General features: G+C 70.9%; 16 protein-coding genes and 1 pseudogene. 12 read left to right on the top strand and 5 right to left on the bottom strand.

Annotated elements, in window-relative coordinates; genetic code table 11:
• Positions 1 to 40 precede the first annotated feature (40 nt).
• A pseudogene (locus OIE75_RS01050) lies at positions 41 to 552 on the bottom strand (coagulation factor 5/8 type domain-containing protein); the annotation flags it as partial.
• A gap of 221 nt (positions 553 to 773) precedes the next feature.
• Between OIE75_RS01050 and OIE75_RS01045 the strand changes: the two are divergent.
• From OIE75_RS01045 to OIE75_RS01005, 9 genes are all read left to right on the top strand, one after another.
• Positions 774 to 1,529 carry a (5-formylfuran-3-yl)methyl phosphate synthase gene (locus OIE75_RS01045; protein WP_329469027.1) on the top strand — a complete coding sequence of 252 codons (756 nt, stop codon included), beginning with the start codon at positions 774 to 776 and terminating at the stop codon, positions 1,527 to 1,529.
• An 8-nt stretch (positions 1,530 to 1,537) separates the two neighbouring features.
• Entirely contained in the window at positions 1,538 to 2,944 is a 1,407-nt protein-coding gene (locus OIE75_RS01040; protein WP_307008832.1) for an aldehyde dehydrogenase family protein, read from the top strand.
• Positions 2,941 to 4,029, top strand: a complete 1,089-nt coding sequence (locus tag OIE75_RS01035; RefSeq protein WP_329469026.1) for an NAD(P)-dependent alcohol dehydrogenase — start codon at positions 2,941 to 2,943, stop codon at positions 4,027 to 4,029. The genes OIE75_RS01040 and OIE75_RS01035 overlap by 4 nt, the downstream gene beginning before the upstream one ends.
• A gap of 21 nt (positions 4,030 to 4,050) precedes the next feature.
• Positions 4,051 to 5,043 (top strand): class I SAM-dependent methyltransferase, encoded by a 993-nt coding sequence (locus OIE75_RS01030; protein ID WP_329469024.1) that lies wholly within the window; start codon positions 4,051 to 4,053, stop codon positions 5,041 to 5,043.
• Complete coding sequence (locus tag OIE75_RS01025) at positions 5,040 to 6,233, top strand: acyl-CoA dehydrogenase family protein (protein WP_329469023.1); 1,194 nt, start codon at positions 5,040 to 5,042, stop codon at positions 6,231 to 6,233. Before OIE75_RS01030 ends, OIE75_RS01025 begins: the two co-directional genes overlap by 4 nt.
• A 217-nt stretch (positions 6,234 to 6,450) precedes the next feature.
• Positions 6,451 to 6,990, top strand: a complete 540-nt coding sequence (locus OIE75_RS01020) for an EF-hand domain-containing protein (protein ID WP_307008828.1) — start codon at positions 6,451 to 6,453, stop codon at positions 6,988 to 6,990.
• A 231-nt stretch (positions 6,991 to 7,221) separates the two neighbouring features.
• On the top strand, positions 7,222 to 10,011 hold the full coding sequence (locus OIE75_RS01015; protein WP_329469020.1) for a glycosyl hydrolase: 2,790 nt from the start codon (positions 7,222 to 7,224) through the stop codon (positions 10,009 to 10,011).
• Between the two features lie 83 nt (positions 10,012 to 10,094).
• Positions 10,095 to 11,321, top strand: coding sequence for a serine aminopeptidase domain-containing protein (locus OIE75_RS01010; protein ID WP_329469019.1), 1,227 nt, complete (start codon positions 10,095 to 10,097; stop codon positions 11,319 to 11,321).
• 130 nt (positions 11,322 to 11,451) lie between these two features.
• Positions 11,452 to 11,865 carry an SRPBCC family protein gene (locus OIE75_RS01005; protein ID WP_329469017.1) on the top strand — a complete coding sequence of 138 codons (414 nt, stop codon included), beginning with the start codon at positions 11,452 to 11,454 and terminating at the stop codon, positions 11,863 to 11,865.
• A 46-nt stretch (positions 11,866 to 11,911) separates the two neighbouring features.
• Here the strand turns inward: OIE75_RS01005 and OIE75_RS01000 are convergent, their stop codons facing one another.
• A complete protein-coding gene (locus tag OIE75_RS01000; RefSeq protein ID WP_329469016.1) occupies positions 11,912 to 12,334 on the bottom strand; it encodes an SRPBCC family protein in 423 nt (140 codons plus the stop codon).
• Positions 12,335 to 12,681: 347 nt separating this feature from the next.
• On the opposite strand from OIE75_RS01000, the gene OIE75_RS00995 reads away from it, so the two are divergent.
• Complete coding sequence (locus OIE75_RS00995) at positions 12,682 to 13,188, top strand: MarR family winged helix-turn-helix transcriptional regulator (RefSeq protein ID WP_307008823.1); 507 nt, start codon at positions 12,682 to 12,684, stop codon at positions 13,186 to 13,188.
• Between the two features lie 18 nt (positions 13,189 to 13,206).
• Here the strand turns inward: OIE75_RS00995 and OIE75_RS00990 are convergent, their stop codons facing one another.
• Positions 13,207 to 13,869: an FMN-dependent NADH-azoreductase gene (locus tag OIE75_RS00990; protein WP_307008822.1), complete on the bottom strand. Its 663-nt coding sequence runs from the start codon at positions 13,867 to 13,869 to the stop codon at positions 13,207 to 13,209.
• A 138-nt stretch (positions 13,870 to 14,007) separates the two neighbouring features.
• Here OIE75_RS00990 and OIE75_RS00985 point away from each other — a divergent pair, with 138 nt between their 5' ends.
• Both OIE75_RS00985 and OIE75_RS00980 read left to right on the top strand, forming a co-directional pair.
• Positions 14,008 to 14,673 (top strand): nitroreductase, encoded by a 666-nt coding sequence (locus tag OIE75_RS00985; protein WP_329469014.1) that lies wholly within the window; start codon positions 14,008 to 14,010, stop codon positions 14,671 to 14,673.
• 92 nt (positions 14,674 to 14,765) lie between these two features.
• On the top strand, positions 14,766 to 15,494 hold the full coding sequence (locus tag OIE75_RS00980) for an SDR family oxidoreductase (protein WP_329469013.1): 729 nt from the start codon (positions 14,766 to 14,768) through the stop codon (positions 15,492 to 15,494).
• A gap of 85 nt (positions 15,495 to 15,579) precedes the next feature.
• Here the strand turns inward: OIE75_RS00980 and OIE75_RS00975 are convergent, their stop codons facing one another.
• Together OIE75_RS00975 and OIE75_RS00970 are read right to left on the bottom strand one after the other, a co-directional pair.
• Positions 15,580 to 16,326, bottom strand: a complete 747-nt coding sequence (locus tag OIE75_RS00975) for an SAM-dependent methyltransferase (RefSeq protein ID WP_329469011.1) — start codon at positions 16,324 to 16,326, stop codon at positions 15,580 to 15,582.
• A 220-nt stretch (positions 16,327 to 16,546) separates the two neighbouring features.
• Positions 16,547 to 17,860: a cation:proton antiporter gene (locus OIE75_RS00970; protein ID WP_329469008.1), complete on the bottom strand. Its 1,314-nt coding sequence runs from the start codon at positions 17,858 to 17,860 to the stop codon at positions 16,547 to 16,549.
• Positions 17,861 to 17,906: the final 46 nt, after the last annotated feature.

The raw sequence follows: 17,906 nt of genomic DNA, 5'->3' as shown, positions 1-17,906 counted from the left end.
TCGGACCACTGGGCCGGCCGAGGCCCCGGCGTCCGATGCCTCAGGGGTGGTTCACCAGATTGGCCACATTGGTGGACGAGCTGGAGGGCCCGCCCCGGTCGTTGATGACATGCCGGATCGTTCCGGTGCCGCCGAGGGAGACGGTCACCATGTTCCGGAAGCGAACGTTCGGGTTGTTGGGGACCTCGAAGGCGTGCTCTGCGGTGACTTGCGGATTGACGTTGAAGAAGCAGTAGCTGCCGAGGCCGTAGGCCTGATGGCTGGTAACGGAGCCGGCGACGTTGTAGGCGGCGTAGCCCTGCGTGGAGCCGTTCATCCAGGCGGCCTGGTTCGGCGGGTCGCACCGTTGACGACGAGTCCGGTGTCGGCGGTGCTCGTGTTCCGGCCGATGCCGCTGCCGTGGTCGCCGCGCCAGATCCACATGTGGTCGCCGATGACGTCGTCGCTGTTGACGACCAGGCTGGTGGTCGCCTTGCCGACGGCCGCGCCGCCGACCCGGAAGTACACGTCGTGCAGGGAGGTGGGGTTCGCCGAATGGTCGGCGGCGGAGCCGTCGCCGGCATCGGGTCACGGGAGTCGTGCGCATCGCGGCCGAGTGCGCGGCGGACGGCGCATTGCGCCGGGCGTGGGGGACCCGCCGCAACGCCCCAGTCGTCCCTGCGCGCGCCCTGCCGAGGGCTCGTCGCCCGCGGAAATGATGTGCGGACCGCACGCGACCGGGCGAATCCGCACACCTGCCTCGGCAGGCGAACACGCGAGGGAAGGATTCCACCTTGCTGCTTCTCATCTCTCCGGACGGTGTCGAGGAGGCCCTCGACTGCGCCAAGGCCGCCGAACACCTCGACATCGTCGACGTCAAGAAGCCCGACGAGGGTTCGCTCGGCGCGAACTTCCCCTGGGTCATCAGGGACATCCGCGCCGCGGTCCCGGCGGACAAGCCGCTCTCCGCCACCGTGGGCGACGTGCCGTACAAGCCCGGTACGGTCGCCCAGGCCGCGCTCGGCGCGGTGGTCTCCGGCGCCACCTACATCAAGGTCGGCCTCTACGGGTGCACGACGCCCGAGCAGGCCGTCGATGTCATGCAGGGGGTCGTCCGAGCGGTGAAGGACCACCGGCCGGACGCCTTCGTCGTCGCCTCGGGCTACGCCGACGCCCATCGGATCGGCTGTGTCAATCCGCTCGCCCTGCCCGACATCGCCCGCCGTTCCGGTTCCGACGCCGCCATGCTCGACACCGCGATCAAGGACGGGACACGGCTCTTCGACCACCTTCCGCCCGACGTCTGCGGGCAGTTCGTCCGACTCGCCCACGAGGCCGGTCTCCTCGCCGCGCTCGCGGGCAGCGTCAGGGCCGGCGACCTGAGCGACCTGGCTCGCATCGGCACGGACATCGTCGGCGTGCGCGGTGCGGTCTGCGAGGGCGGCGACCGCACCGGCGGCCGGATCCGGCCGCACCTGGTGGCGGCCTTCCGGGAGGAGATGGACCGGCACGCCCCGGAGCACACGGCCACCGTCAGCGCGGCGAGTTGACCGCCGCCATGGCGACAGGACCCCGAGGCCACGGGTCCGGGACCCGGAGCGGGTACTTCGCCGTCGTCGACCCGGCGACGGGCGAGCCCTTCGACGAGGCCCCTGACCGGCAGGCCGCGGAACTGGACGACGTCGTCGACCGGGCCCACACGGCCTGGCGCGGCTGGCGGGCCGATCCCGCAGCCCGTACGACCGCGCTCCTCGCGGCCGCCGACGCCGTGGAGGCGGCCGGGAGCGATCTCGCCACGCTGCTGACCCGCGAACAGGGCAAGCCGTTGACCGAGTCCCACGCGGAGGTCGCCCGCACGGCCGCCCGGCTGCGCCACTTCGCCGAGCCGGCCATCGAGACGCAGCCGATCACGGACGACCGGCCGGTACGCGGCGAGCTGCGCTGGCGACCGCTCGGCCCGGTCGCCGCGATCGTCCCGTGGAACTTTCCCCTGCAACTCGCGTCGGCCAAGTTCGCTCCGGCGCTCGCCGCGGGCAACACGGTGGTGCTCAAGCCCTCCCCGTACACGCCCCTCGCCACCCGCCTGCTGGGGTCCGTCGTCTCCGCCGCCCTGCCCGAGGACGTACTGACCGTCGTCACCGGGCGCGAGCCCCTCGGAGCCCGTCTCGCCGCGCACCCGGGCATCCGCCACGTGACCTTCACCGGATCGGTCCCCACCGGACGGGCCGTCGCCCGACAAGCGGCGGCCTCACTGGCCCGCGTCACCCTGGAACTCGGCGGCAACGACGCCGCCGTACTGCTGGAGGACGTCGATGTGGAGAAGATCGCGGACCGCCTGTTCTGGGCGGCCTTCCGCAACTGCGGGCAGGTCTGCATGGCGGTCAAGCGCGTCTACGCCCCGGCCCGCATCCACTCCCTGGTGGTCGAGGCCCTCGCGCACCGGGCTGAGACCGCCGTCGTCGGCCCCGGGCTCGATCCGGCCTCACAGCTCGGGCCCCTCAACAACGCCCCGCAACTGGCCCGCGTCGAGGGCTACACGGCCCGCGCCCTGGCGGGCGGCGCCCGAGCCGCGGCCGGCGGCCACCGCCTGGACCGGCCGGGATACTTCTTCGCCCCGACGATCCTGGCCGACGCACCGGCCGACAGCCCGGTGGTGACCGAGGAGCAGTTCGGCCCCGTCCTGCCGGTCCTGCCGTACGAGAGCCTCGACGAAGCCGTCGAGGCCGCCAACGGCACCCGATTCGGGCTCGGCGGCTCGGTGTGGGGGACCGACCTCGACCGGGCCGAGGCCGTGGCCGAACGACTGGAGTGCGGGACCGCATGGATCAACCACCATGCCGAGCTGTCCCTCGCCCAGCCCTTCGCCGGCGTCAAGGACAGCGGCGTCGGCGTCGCGGGCGGACCGTGGGGTCTCCACGGGAACCTCAGGCCGTTCGTCGTGCACCGCCCGCAGGAGGGCTCGTGAAGTTCCGTGCGGCACTACTGCGCTCGTACGAGACCCGGTTCGCCGTCGAGGAGGTGATGCTGGACGGCGGACCGGGAGCGGACGAGGTCCTGGTCAGGATCGCGGGCTGCGGGATGTGCCGCACCGACCTCGCGGTACGGCACTCGGCGGGCCGCTCACCCCTGCCGGCGGTGCTCGGCCACGAGGGGGCGGGGGTCGTGGTGGAGACCGGCGGCGCGGTCACCGGCCTGCGCACCGGCGACCACGTCGTGCTGAGCTTCGACTCCTGCGGACACTGCCGGAACTGCCTCGGCGCAGCCCCCGCCCACTGCGACTCGTTCGCCACGCTCAACCTCTTCGGCGGACGCGAGGAGCACGCCGAGCGGTTCACCGATGCCACCGGCACCGTCCTGGCCCCTCGATGGTTCGGCCAGTCCTCCTTCGCCGAGTACGCGGTGGTCCCGGCCCGCAACGCCGTGCGGGTCGATCCCGCGCTGCCCCTCGAACTGCTCGGACCCCTCGGCTGCGGATTCCTCACCGGCGCCGGCGCGGTCCTCAACTCCTTCGCCGTCGGCCCAGGCGACACCCTCGTGGTCCTCGGCGCGGGAGCCGTGGGCCTGGCAGCGGTGATGGCGGCCGGCGCGGTCGGCGCGACGACCGTGGCCGTCGACCGGCACCCGGAGCGGCTGGCCCTCGCCGAGCGACTCCACGCCACACCCCTGCTTGCCGCGTCGACCGCCCTGCCCGACCGCATCCGACGGCTGATCGGCGGCGGAGCCGCGTACGCCCTGGACACCACGGGATCGGCCGAGCTGATCAACGACGCCCTCCGCTCCCTGCGCCCCACCGGCCACCTCGGCCTGGTCGCACGCCTCCACGACACCTTGCCGCTCGACCCAGGGGCACTCGACCGAGGCCGCAGGATCTCCCACATCTGCGAGGGCGACGCCGTACCCGGCCTGCTGATCCCGCGGCTGACCGCCCTGTGGCAGGCCGGACGCTTTCCCTTCGACCAGCTGATCCGCACCTACCCGCTCGCCGACATCAACCGGGCCGAGCAGGACTGCGACGCGGGCCGCGTCGTCAAACCCGTACTCATCCCGTAAGCCAACCAGGGGACATGACGCATGACCGAGACGGCACGGCACAACACCGGCGTGGAGGGCGTGGAAGGAGGAGTCGGCCTGACGGCCCTCCTGGTCGCCGCGGCCCGGGCGATCGAGACCCACCGGGCCGACAGCCTGGCCCAGGACATCCACGCGGAGCACTTCGTGCTCGCCGCACCGGCCTCCGCCCGCTGGCCGGTCCGCCTGGAACAGGCCCCGGACGGGGACGCGGACCCGCTGTGGGGGCGCTTCGCACGGTACTTCGGACTGCGGACCCGCGTACTGGACGACTTCCTCCTCCACTCGGTGCGGGAGGGCGGTGCCCGGCAAGTCGTGATCCTCGGCGCGGGGCTGGACTCGCGCGCCTTCCGGCTCGCATGGCCACCCGGCTGCGTGGTCTTCGAAATCGACCGGAGAGGCGTCCTGGAGTTCAAGCACCAGGTGCTCGGCGACCTGCCGGCGGCACCGGGGACGACACGCGTACCCCTCTCGGTCGACCTGCGCGACGACTGGGCCGGTGCGCTGACGGACGCGGGCTTCGACGCCGCGGCACCCGCCGTCTGGCTCGCCGAGGGGCTGCTGTTCTACCTCCCCAACGCGGCCGAGACCTACCTGGTCGACACGGTCGACCGCCTGAGCGCGGCAGGCAGCGCGCTGGCCTACGAGGTCAAGCTGGAGAAGGACCTGATGGCCTACCGCGACAGCCCGCTCTACACCTCGACGCACCACCAGCTGGGCATCGACCTGCTGGAGCTGTTCAGCCGCGAACCGCGCCCCGACTCCGCCGGCAACCTGGAGGGCAAGGGCTGGTCGGCATCGGTCCGTACGCCCTTCGACTTCACCCGCGTACACGGACGCGGCCCGCTGCCCGAGGAGAACGACGCGCTGGCGGGCAACCGATGGGTGTTCGCGACGAAGCACGGCCACGGAGAGACCAACACCGATCAGGCAGCAGGCGGGAACGTCATCTGCTCGGGCTTGGTGCCGCAAGATCGTGGAAGAAGTGCCCCATGAGTTCACTTGCGAAGCAGCACAACCCCGCCGACTTCTACGACTTCGAGGGCGCCCTGTCCGAAGAGGAGCGCAAGATCCTCGCGAGGACACGGGCGTTCATGCGTGAGGAAGTCGCGCCCCTGGTGGCCGAGCACTGGGCCGAAGGGACCTTCCCGAAGCAACTGATCGGCCGCTTCCGCGAGAGCGGGCTGGTCGGGTTGCCGTACGAGGGCTACGGCGAACCCGGCCCCGCCGCCTCCCACTTGCTGACGGGCATGATGGCGCTGGAGATGAGCCGTGTCGACGCCTCGGTGGCCACCTTCTTCGGCGTCCACAACGGACTGGCCATGTACGCCATCCAGTCCGGCGGCAGCCAGGAGCAGCGCGACCGATGGCTGCCGGGTATGGCGACCATGGAGACGGTCGGGGCGTTCGCGCTGACGGAGCCGCTCGACGGTTCGGACATAGCGGCCGGCATGCACACCACCGCACGGCGTGACGGCGACTGCTGGGTGCTCGACGGCGAGAAGCGCTGGATCGGCAACGCCACCTTCGCCGACCATGTCGTGGTATGGGCTCGCGACGTGGATGACGACCAGGTCAAGGGGTTCGTGGTCGGCCGGGGGACGCCGGGCTTCGAGGCCAGGCGGATCGACCGCAAGACGTCGCTGCGCATCGTGGAGAACGCGGACGTCACCCTCACCGGCGTACGTGTGCCGGAGGCCGACCGGCTCCAGAACGTGTCGTCGTTCCGCGACGTGGCGGAGATCCTGCGTGCCACCCGCAGCGGCGTCGCCTGGCAGGCACTCGGCGTCATGATCGGCGCATACGAACTCGCCCTGCGCTACGCCGGTGAGAGGCAGCAGTTCGGCAGGCCACTGGCGGGGTTCCAGCTCGTCCAGGACCTTCTGGTGAAGAGCCTGGCCAACATCACGTCGAGCTGGGGACTGCTGCTCCAGCTCGCCCGGTTGCAGGACGCGGGAACGTTCCGGGACGAGCACTCGTCCCTGGCCAAGGCGCACGTGACCGCTCGTATGCGCGAGGTGGTGGCCTGGGCCCGGGAGATCTTCGGAGGCAACGGCATCGTCCTGGACTACGACGTGGCCCGGTTCTTCGCGGACGCCGAGGCCATCTACTCGTTCGAGGGCACCAGGGAGATGAACACCCTGATCGTCGGCAAGGCGATCACCGGCGAGAGTGCCTTCGTCTGAGCCGGGGGCGGAAGGCCGGCACGGTGCCGCCCGATCCCCGAGGGCGTTTCCCGTGATCAAGGCATTTCACGCGTCGACGACCTCGTATCGCCCGTTCGTGTGCACCGGAACGTCTTTTCCGCCGGGCCCGTGATCACGGGCCGATAGTGGACGAGCCGCCCGGCCATGGAGCCGGCGTGCTCCGACGCAGTACTCACCCGGAAGTTCGAGGTGCACCATGACGCCCACCAACGAGGCGACGGCCCGAGCCCAGTTGGTCTTCTCCCTCTTCGACGCCGACGGCAACGGCTGCCTGGAGGCCGCGGACTTCGAGCTGATGAGCGACCGCGTCACGGCTGCGGTGCCGGCCGCAGCCGACGGGGTGAAGGAGAGGCTCGCCGCATCCTTCCGCCGCTATGGGGACACGCTCCTGACCGAGCTGGACGCCAACGGCGACGGAAGGATCAGCCCCGAGGAATTCGCCTCCATCGTCCTCAACCCGCAGCGCTTCGACGCCGCCGTCGACGAGTTCGCCGAGGCGCTCGCGGCGATGGGGGACCCGGAAGGCGACGGCTTCGTCGCTCGCCCCGAGTTCGTCGCGCTGATGCTCGCGATCGGTTTCGAGCGGCGCAACATCGAGGCCCTGTTCGGCGCCTTCGGGCCGGACGAGAGCGACCGCATCCGGGTGGCCACCTGGGCGGAAGGCATCCGGGACTACTACCGGCCCGAGAAGTCGGGCATCCCCGGCGACCACCTGACCGCGACGACGTCCGGGTGAGGGCACGGTCCCGGGACAGGTGAACGATGGAGCTGGACTCAGATCCGGACGCATTCAGAGTCCAACTGCGCCACACCCGGGGGAACACGGTAGACAGACAGCGACGACGGGCTTCTCGCTCTCACTCCCCTCACGCAACAACTATTGACGCTTGTTTGTGAGAGTTTTACTTTCCTGGGTGTGAGAGCGCTCTCAAGACGTCGCTTACGTCAAGACTTTGAGGTTTCCTCCATGCCAGTCTCCCGCTCGCGATCCGCCTCTCGAAGCAGACCCGCCGCCGCTCTGGTACTGGTCACCGCGTTGGCCGCCGTGGGTCTCGGCCCCGCCGCGACTCCCGCGGCCGCGGCCGACGTGCCGGTGGGCTCCGGCAGCTACTCCGACACCCGTCCCGCCGGAACCTCCGGGCCAACCACCAACACCGGTGCTCCGGTGACCCCCAAGGTCACTCCGGGCGCCAAGGGCAAACCGGTCCCGACCAACGACTGGTGGTCGTCCCTCGCCTTCCAGAGGTACGGCGACAATCCCTACTCCACCCCGATGTACGGGCACCCGCTCACCTACCAGGCAACCGCCGCCGGGCTGGAGATCGGCTACCCCACCACCCCTGCGGTCGTCGGCGAGGGCCGCCAGTACGAGTATGCGCACAAGCGCGACCTGACCCTCGGCCTGACCGGCCTGAACTCCCCGGACACGAAGGCCGACGCCTGGTCCGACTGGACCGTCACGCCCTACTGGTCCGACGGCACCCGCACCCTGCGCACCACCATCGGCCACGGTCTTCCCTTCGTGTACGCCAAGGGGACCGGCGGCAACGCCCAGATCGCCACCGCCTCCACGCCCACGGTCTTCGCCGACCAGGGCAACGTCCTCGGAATCACCGTCGGCGGCCACCACTACGCGCTCTTCGCCCCCAGCGGCAGCGACTGGAACCTCTCCGGCTCCACGGTCACCGCGGCGCTGGGCGCCAAGGACTATTTCTCGCTCGCCGTCCTTCCGTCGACCGACGCGCTGTCCACCTACAAGAAGTACGCGTACAGCTTCGTCACCGGCTCCAAGGCGAGCTGGTCCTACGCGGCGGGCTCGGTCAGGGCCGGCTACACCCTCACTACCCAGGCGCAGGAGGGCAGCGAGACCGGGACCATCCAGGCGCTCTACCGCCATCAGTGGCTGCACACGACGGATCCGCTGACCTCCCACACGTACGTGTCGTCGCGCGGCACGATGAAGGTGCGCGAGGGGAAGACGTTCACGACCACTCAGAAGTCGTCGCCCGTCCTGCCCGCACTCCCGAAGTCATCGGGCGTCGACCGGGCGCGTCTGAAGACCCACCTCGACGAAGTGGCCAACGCGGCCGACCCCTTCTCCGGGGCGACCGACACGTACTGGACGGGGAAGGCGCTCGGCAGACTGGCCCAGCTGGTCCCCGTAGCCGACCAGATCGGGGAGACCGCCACCCGTGACAAGCTCCTGGGCCTGCTCAAGGGCCGGCTTCAGGAGTGGTTCACTGCCGGTGGCGCGAGCGAGTTCTCCTACGACAGGGACTGGAAGACCCTGACCGGCTATCCCGCGTCGTACGGCAGCGACACGGAACTCAACGACCACCACTTCCACTACAGCTACTACGTCTACGCGGCCGCGATCATCGCCCAGTACGACCGGGCCTGGGCAGCCGACTCGGCGTGGGGCGGCATGGTGAAGACCCTCATCAAGGACGCGGCCAACCCCGCCCGCGACGACACTGCCTTCCCCTTCCTCCGCGGATTCGACGTCTACGCGGGCCACAGCTGGGCCTCGGGCCACCAGGGCTTCGCCGCGGGCAACAACCAGGAATCGTCGTCCGAGTCCACGAACCTCAGCGCGGCCCTGGTGCTCTGGGGATCTGCCACCGACAACAACGAACTCCGAGACCTGGGCGCCTATTTGCTCACCACCGAGTCGGAGGCGATCGCGCAGTACTGGTTCGACGCCGACGAACAGGTGTTTCCCTCCGGCTTCGGTCATGACACCGCCGGGATGGTGTGGGGGAGCGGAGCGGCGTACGCGACGTGGTGGACGGCGAACCCCGAGGAGATCCACGGCATCAACGTCCTTCCCGTCACCGGGGGTTCACTGCACCTGTCCGGACACAAGGCCGCGATCCGGCGCAACCTCGCCGAACTGGTGCGGGAGAACGGCGGCCCAGCCGTCGAGTGGCGTGACATCCTCTGGGAATTCGAATCGCTCGCCGACCCCGCCGCCGCCAAGGCCAAGTGGGACGCGGGCCAGGCCGGTTACACCCCCGAGCAGGGTGAGTCCAAGGCGCACACCTATCACTGGATCGGCACCCTGGACACGCTCGGCGCCCCGGACACCACGGTGACGGGCGACATCCCGACATCGGCCGTCTTCAGCAAGGGGACCGCGCGCACCTACGCGGCGCACAACTTCGGTTCGTCCCCTCGCACGGTCACGTTCTCCGACGGCGCGACCCTCACGGTCCCGGCCCGCTCCACGGCGACGGGCACCGGAACGGGCGGCGGCGACCCGGATCCGGATCCGCCCACGGGCAACGTCTTCCAGCTCCGTACAGGGGGCGCACTGACCACGGCGACCGGGACGGCAGCCGGCAGCGACACCCTCCCGTCGGCGGGCGGCGCGAACCACGACGGCACGCCGTACCAGCCGCTGGTCTACGAGGCGAAGGAGGTCAACGGCACCTACGCGGCCGGCGCGTCCACGGCCTTCCGTATCCAGCTGGACGCGGGGAACGCGGTCGGTCTCGGCCAGCAGGCGAGGATCAGCTACGACCTCACGGGCGACGGCTCCTTCGAACGGACGGAGACCTACCGGTACTTCGCGACTGATCCTGTGACCGGATGGGAGACCTACAGCGAGAGCAGCGGCCTCAAGTCGGCCACGGGCACGCTGGGGAACCTGACGGGCGGCACGGTCCGCCTGGAGGTCTGGTCGGCGATCGGCAACGCCCCGGCGAAGCTGCGCACCGGGACGGCCGATTCGACACTGACGATCCCGTTCGGCTAGAACCCGGCGGAACGACCTGGTCGCACGACGCCGGCGGGGCTTCCACACGGTGACGCAGCACTGGCACCCCGCCGGAAGTGACCATGCGGGCCCGTCGCCGCGGCCCGGTGCCCGTAGCCGTCCAGTTCCGGCGGCTACGGGCGGTCGGCACGGTCGACGCCGGCCCCGACGCGGTCGGGAAGCTGCTGCTGAGCGCGGCCGGCGCGTGGAGCCCGCTCGGGGCGGCCCTGCTGGTGCCGGTGGCGCGGAGCGCGGCCCACGTCCTGTACCGCCTGGTGGCCGACAACCGCTCACGCCTGCCGGGGAGGAGCGGGGCGTGCGCGGTGCCGGAACCTCGGAGCGCGCGTAGCCCGACAGGCGCGCCGGTCGTGGAGACTGGTCCGATGGAAGGCGTGGAGGCGCGGGACGTCGAGTTTCCCAACGGACCGGTGCGGCTGGCCGGTTCCCTGTCGGTACCCCGGCGAGGGGCGGCGGCCCGCGCGGGTGTGGTGCTGGTCGGCGGGTCCGGGCCGACCGACCGGCACAACGGCACGTTCTTCCCGCCCCTGCGCCGGCACCTGCTGGACGCCGGCATCGCCGTGCTCTCCTACGACAAGCGGGGCGTCGGCGGATCGTCCGGCGACTGGCGCGCCGCCACCCTGACCGACCTGGCGGCCGACGCCACAGCCGCGCTCGACTTCCTCCGCTCCCGACCCGGGGTGCCCGCCGAGACGGCGGGCTTCTTCGGCCACAGCGAGGGCGGCTGGGTGGTCCTCCGCGCAGCCACCGCCCGGGACGACCTCCCCTGGGTGGTCACCAACAGCTGCCCCGGAACGACCCCGGCCGTGCAGGAGCGCCACGCCCTGGCCCAGCACCTCCGTGTGACCCACGCCCACTCCCCGAACGACGTCGACCGCACTCTGGCCCTCTACGACCGTCTCATCGAAGCGGGCCGGCGCGACGCGGACTTCGCGACGGCCCTGCGACTCGTGGACCAGGCGGGCCGGCCACCGGGGCTGGAGTTCTACTGGGGCGATGTCGACGAAAGCTTGTGGAGCTTCCTCAAACGCAAGCAGGACCACGATCCGACCGGCGACCTCCGCGGCCTGCGCTGCCCCCACCTCGCGCTCTTCGGAGGCGCGGACCCTCTGATCCCGGTCGCCGACACCCTTCGCGCGCTGGGTTCCGTGGCCCACGCGTCACGCCCCCGCCACGCCACGCTGACGGTCGAGGTCTTCCCGGGAGCGGACCACCGCCTGCGGCTGCCGGACGCCGCCGAGGCTCCACCGGAGTACTTCACCAGGCTGACCGACTGGCTGCGACGGCGGTGACCTCGCCGCACCGTTCCGGGCGGGACCGCGATGCACAGTCCGCGCGTCCCGGCCGCCCGAGCGCGTCCTGTCGGGTGAGGCGTCCCCGCGCCGGTTTTGCCCTCCCGGGAGCCGGGGCACTGGGCACGCCATGGGTGACTACGACAACGCGATCACGGTGAACGTCCCTCCCGGCAGGCTCTTCGCCTACCTCTCCGACGTGGAGAACCTGCCCGCCTACATGCCGCGCCTGACGGCCGCGCATCCCCACGACGGCGACCGGGTCACCGTCACCGCCCACATCGACCCTCCGGACGCCCCTGAGAAGGACGTGACCAGCGAGGCCTGGATCCACGTCCTGGAGGACGGGAAGATCCTGGAGTGGGGCGCACCCGGGCCGCACGACTACCACGGCCGCCTCCACATCAGCGAAGGCCCCAGCGAAGCCTCCTCCCGCCTCAAGGTCGAGCTGCACACGCAGCGGGCCGAGGGCGGACACATCAACGAAGGGCTCCAGGAAGCCCTGCAAGGCATCAGGGACGCGGTCGAGTCCGCCGAGCACTGACCCCGGCGGCGGGCCGCCCCCCGCGGGTGCCCGGCGGCACCAGGGGCTAAGTCGACTTCAGGGGCTCCCTGAAGGACTTGCGGAACATCGGCCCGGCGAAGGGAATGACCGGCGAGAGCAGCTTCGCCTTGAGCGAGCTGGGATGCCGTTCCAGGCTGACGTCGATGCGGGTGCCGTCATCCGTCGGCGTCAGCCGGAAGTCCCACCCGCCCGGCCCGAAGGGCGTCGAGTCGTGCGTGGTGACCGTGACCCGGTTGTGCGACGGATCCCACTCGTAGCGCGCGTTCTCCCAGGACTTGTCATTCCCCTCGGTGACCTCGGCCCAGGTGTCGCCCCTGTCGTGGACCTGGTAGTGCGCGGCGTCGATCGACGGCCACTGCTCCACGCGCGAGGGGGTGAAGTTGGTCAGCACCCCCATCACCTCGGCAGGGGACATCGACGAGTCCATGTGGAAGTGCAGGGATGGCATGACCCGCTCCTTGGTTCGGGAACCCGGAACCGTCAGGGCTCACCTCCCAGGATGCGCCCCGGGCCCCACGAACGCACGGTCACCGCCCGGGCCCGGTGTTCGTGAAGCTCAGCGCCCTTGCGCGGATCATTCGCCGGACGCCTGGATCTCGTAAAAGTCGACATCGACGCCCTCGGACCGGCCGCGTTCCTGGGGGACGCCGGGCGCCTCGCGGCGTGGCCGGACCCCGGTTCTGTGGACGCTGAGCCACGTCCTGCGGGGGAGTGTCACGGTCCTCGACGGTGCCCGATCCGCATCCGTTTCATGTGAAACGGTCACGAATGGTTCAGTAGCTGTACGATGCCCCCATGGCCCCCCAAGCATCCCGCCGTGACGCCGCGACGCGTGCCAACGACCGCCCCGGTGACGCCTCCCCGTTCGCGCTCGGCCTGCTTCTGCGGCGTGCGCACTGGAGGGCGGCCGGCCTGATGTCGGAGGCGCTGCGCCCGCTCGGCATCGAGTTGCGGCACTTCGCCGTGCTGATCGTGCTGGTCGACCGCGGCCCCACGGTGCAACGTGACCTCGCCGCGGCGACGGGGACGGACAAGGCGGGGATCATGCGGGTCGTCGACGACCTGGAGCGCCGGAACCTCGCCGTGCGCAAGGCCGTGCCCGGGGACCGCCGGGCACGGTCGGTGGAGATCACCCCCGAGGGGCTGGCGCTCTTCGACGCCGCGCACGTCGCGGCCGAGCCGTTGGCCGAGCGGCTGGTCGCCGACCTGGGGTCCGACGGCTCGGAGCAGCTCACACGCCTGCTGACCGTGCTGGCCCACCCCGGCGACCAGAAGCCGGTCCCGCCGGCCCACTCCGGATGAACCGCGGACGCGCCACGCTCACCTGTCGGCATCCGCGGTGTGGCGATCGGCCAGGGCCTTGGCCTTGCTGATCGCTTCGCTGTGCGCACGCTCCTTTGAGGCCTGGAAGAGGGGGACCAGTTCCGCCATGGCGGGGTTGCGCGGAGCCATGGTGAGTTCCGGGACGATGAAGTCGACGTCCAGGCCGAGAGTGCGCCCGAGGACGGCCTCCAGGTAGTTCCGCACGAACTCGAAGCCTTCGCGTGGCGTCCCGGGAGCGTAGGAGCCGCCGCGGCTCGCGACCACCACGGCCGGAGTCCCCTGTGCCGAGGGCGCCTCGCCGGCCGTGCGGCCGAGCAGGAGCACGCTGTCCAGCCATGCCTTCAGGGTCGACGGCACCGTGTAGTTGTACATGGGAGCGCCGATGACGACGGCATCCGCCCGCTCCAGTTCCTCGATGAGCTCCAGGCGCGCGGCGAAGGCGGCGGACTGGCCGGCCGTGCGCTCCGACGGATCGGCGTGACCGGCCGACCAGGCGTCCTGGGTGATGTGCGGGACGGGTTCGGCGGCGAGGTCGCGGTAGACCACCGTGCCGCCCGGGTGCTGCTCCTCCCAGGTCCGGCGGAAGGCGGCCGTGACCGCCCGGGACGCGGACGCCCCGGAGGGGAAGACGGACGAATCGATGTGCAGAAGTGTGGCCATGAAGCGTCTCCGTGCAGAGGTGTCGGGGCCCGGGCGGTGGCCGGGCTGCTCACGCAATGAAGTTATACACGAGATGGTCGCGAATGATACTGTCTCGTTCGAACCCATGATCGTGAGCAACTAGGGAGATGCGTCTTCATGGACGTCTACGAGGCGGTCGCGAGTCGACGGTCCGTACGCCGATTCACCGACCGGCCCGTCCCGCGGGAAGTCCTCGAGCGCGTGCTGTCCGCCGCCGTCTGGGCACCCTCCGGATCGAACCTCCAGCCCTGGCACGCCTTCGTCCTCACGGGTGGGCCGCTGGACTCGGTCAAGAAGCGGGCGGGTGCCCGGCTGGCCGCGGGCGATCCCTGGGACGAACCCGAGTACGAGCAGTACCCGACCCACCTCAAGTCCCCGTACCAGGAGCGCCGGAGTGCCTTCGGGGAGCAGCGCTACGGCGCCCTGGGCATCCCGCGGGCCGACGTCGAGGCACGGCAGCGGGCCGCCTCGGCTAACTGGGACTGCTTCGGGGCGCCGGCCGCGATGTTCTGCTACATCGACCGAGATCTGGGCCGCCCGCAGTGGAGCGACGTGGGCATGTTCCTCCAGACGGTGATGCTGCTCCTGCGCGCGGAAGGACTGCACAGCTGCACGCAGATGGCGTGGGCCAAGTTCCACCGGACCGTCGCCGAAACCGTGATGCCCCCGCGGGACCTGACCCTCTTCTGCGGCATGTCGATCGGATACGAGCGCCCCGACGCGCGCACCACCCGCACCGGCCGGGCTCCGGTGCGGGAGACGGTCACGTTCGTCGGCGCCTGAGACTCATTCCTTCGGGCGCCTGAAGGAGCCTTTGCACCCGGCCCCCCACACAGTGGTCCGTGAGCCACACGTTTCACGAGGAGAGGATTGCCATGAGGATCGCGGTCATCGGCGGTACGGGGCTGATCGGATCACAGGTCGTGGAGAAGCTGAACGCGGCCGGACACGCGGCGGTGCCGCACTCGCTGTCCACCGGCGTGGACGTCATCAGCGGGCAAGGCGTGGCCCAGGCCGTCGCGGGAGCGGACGTCGTCGTCAACCTGACGAACAGCCCGACCTTCGACGACGCCTCGCCGGCCTTCTTCCGGACCTCCATGGACAACCTGCTGACCGCGGCCCGCGAGGGCGGGGTGGGTCACTTCGTCGTCCTCTCCATCGTCGGCGTCGACCAGGTGCCGGAGCTGGACTACTACCGTGCCAAGGCTCTCCAGGAGGAGCTCCTGCGGTCCGGGCCGGTGCCCTACTCGATCGTGCGCGCCACCCAGTTCATGGAGTTCATGGACGCGGTGCTGACCTGGACGGCCGACGACGACACCGTCCGTCTCCCGGCCACGCCCATCCAGCCGATCGCCGCCAAGGACGTGGCCGAGGCGGTCGCACAGGTCGCGCTCGGCGCCCCGCTGAACGGCATCCGCGACATCGGCGGACCCGAGGTCTTCGCCCTCGACGAACTGGGCCGGCTGACCCTCTCCCACAAGGGCGACGCCCGCTCGGTCGTCACCGACCCCACCGCCGGCATGTTCGCGGCCGTCAAGGGCGACGTCCTCACCGACATGAACGCCCACCTGGCACCGACCCGGTACGCCGACTGGCTCTCCTGAGGTGCGGAGGCCCGGGCAGCAGGCTGCCCTCTCCTCATGTGCGGGGGCCCGGGCGGCAGGCTGCCCGGGCCCCCGCCCACAGCCCCTAGCGGCGCATCAGCGCGAAGACGCCCCAACCGAGGTACTCACGCTGGTAGCGCGTGTAGCGGACCGGTTCGGCGGAGAGCTCGGCCCGGATCCCGGCCGCCAGCTCGTCATCCGGATGGCGGTCCAGCCACCGCCGCATGTTGAGCCACTGCGCGGCCTGGTACCGGTCCCAGCTGTCCTGGTCGGCCAGCACCATCTCCACCACGTCGTACCCCAGGGAACCGAACCGCTCGATCAGCTCCGGCAACAGCAGGAAGTCCTCCTTGCTGTCGGCGTGGCTGGCTCGGGCGGTCTCCTGGTCCGGCACTTCCCGCCGCCAGTACGGTTCGCCGATCAGCATCAGCCCGCCCGGGGCCAGACTGCCGGCGAGCAGTTCGACCGTGCCGGCCACGCCGCCGCCGATCCAGGTCGCGCCGACGCACGCCGCGAGCCCGACCGGTTCGTCCGCGACGTGCCCCGACGCGTCGCCGTGCACGAACTCGACCTGATCCGCGACACCCAGTTCGGCCGCGCGGGCACGCGCCCGCTCGGTGAACACCGTGCTGATGTCCACCCCGGTGCCGGTGATGCCGTGGTCACGGGCCCAGGTGCACAGCAACTCGCCCGAACCACTGGCGAGGTCGAGCACATGCGTCCCGGGTGCCAACCGCAGCGCACGGCCCAGCGCCGCGAGCTTGCCGGCGGTGAGCGGGTTGTGGATGCGGTGGCTACTTTCGCGAATGGTGAAGATGCGTGGAAGATCCACGAGAGATGTTCCTTCGGTTCGATGCGGTCATGACCTTCGAGGGGGACAGCCGACCGAAGTCGGCCGCCGGCACTCGGACCGTCATCAAAAACACCTCGCGCAACACGTACGGATCATGGACATGGTCAACCTAGACGGCCGTGGCCGACTCTTCCACCCATTAACCGGGAGCGGGCCACGGGGAAGGCGCGGCACCGCCACGAAGCGCACGCCGCCGGAGTCAGGGACGCTCGTCGGCCACGTCGGACTCACTCGGTGACGGCCCCGTGTGGGAGCGGTCCTGGGCCCACAGCCACCGCAGCCGGTCGAGGCGGGAGATCGCGGGCGTGGCGGTGACTCCGTGCAGGACGACGGAGGCGAGGACGGTGAAGGCGACGACGGCCCACAGCTCACCGGAGGGCACGTGAAAGCCTTCCGTTCCCAGTGCGTGTGCGAGGTAGAACAGCGACCCGACACCGCGGACCCCGAAGAAGGCGGTGACCAGGCGTTCCCGGGGACCTGCCGCCGTGCCGAACTGCGCGACCCACCCGGTCAGGGGCCGGGTGACGAACAGCAGGAGCAGACCGACGGCGGCTCCTCGCCATGTCAGGTCCTCCAGAGCGCCCTGCGCCACACAGACACCCAGCAGGAAGAGGAGACCGGCGGTGAGCAACCGCTCGACCTGCTCCACGAAGTCGTGCAGCACCGTGTGGTAGCCGTGGTCGCGCTCGGCGGCGCGGATGCGGCACGCGGTGACGAAGACGGCGAGGAAGCCGTATCCGTGGGCGAGCTCGGTGACGCCATAGGAGAGGAACGTGGCACCCAGGGCGACGAAACCCTCCCGGTGCTCGGACAGCCGCACTGCCTGCCGGGCGGCACGGAAGAAGAGCCAGCCGAGCACCTTGCCCACCGCCAGGCCGGCCAGCACGCCGACCACACAGGCGTACAGCACGTCGACCAGCAGCCAGTGACCCACCCAGCCGCCGGAAAGACCGGTCCCCGCCGCCGCGGTCAGCGCGATCGCCGCCATGACGACGGGAAACGCCAGACCGTCGTTGAGGCCCGCCTCGCTGGTGAGGGCGAAACGGACCTCGTCCTCGTCGTGCTCGGAGTCGGTGGGCGCCCCCACCCGCACCTCGGAGGCGAGCACCGGGTCGGTGGGCGCGAGCACGGCCGCGAGCAACAGCGCCGCGGCCGGCGGCCAGTCCAGCAGCCACCAGGCCAGGAGCCCCGTCGCCGCGATCGTGAGCGGCATGGTGATGCCGAGCAGTCGCCAGGTGGCACGCCACCGGCGCACGCCGAAGGGGCGGTTGAGCGCGAGGCCCGCGCCCATCAGCGACACGATGACGCAGATCTCGGTCAGGTGCTCCACCCACACCCGGTCGCGCGCCAGGTCGATGTCCGGCAACGGGGTGGGCAGCAGCTGCAGCAGGATCCCGCAGGCCAGGAAGACCAGCGGCATGGACAGCGGCCGCCGGGCCACCAGTCGGGGGAGTACCGCCGCCGCCAGAGCACCCGCCCCGAGCACGGTGAAGAGGAAGTCAGCCAAGGTCACCGCTGACGTCTGCCCGCCAACCCGAGACCCTACGCGCACCGCTCGC

The sequence above is a fragment of the Streptomyces sp. NBC_01723 genome (assembly GCF_036246005.1).
Classification (GTDB): Bacteria; Actinomycetota; Actinomycetes; order Streptomycetales; family Streptomycetaceae; genus Streptomyces.
This window is presented reverse-complemented; position numbering and strand designations above follow the sequence as displayed.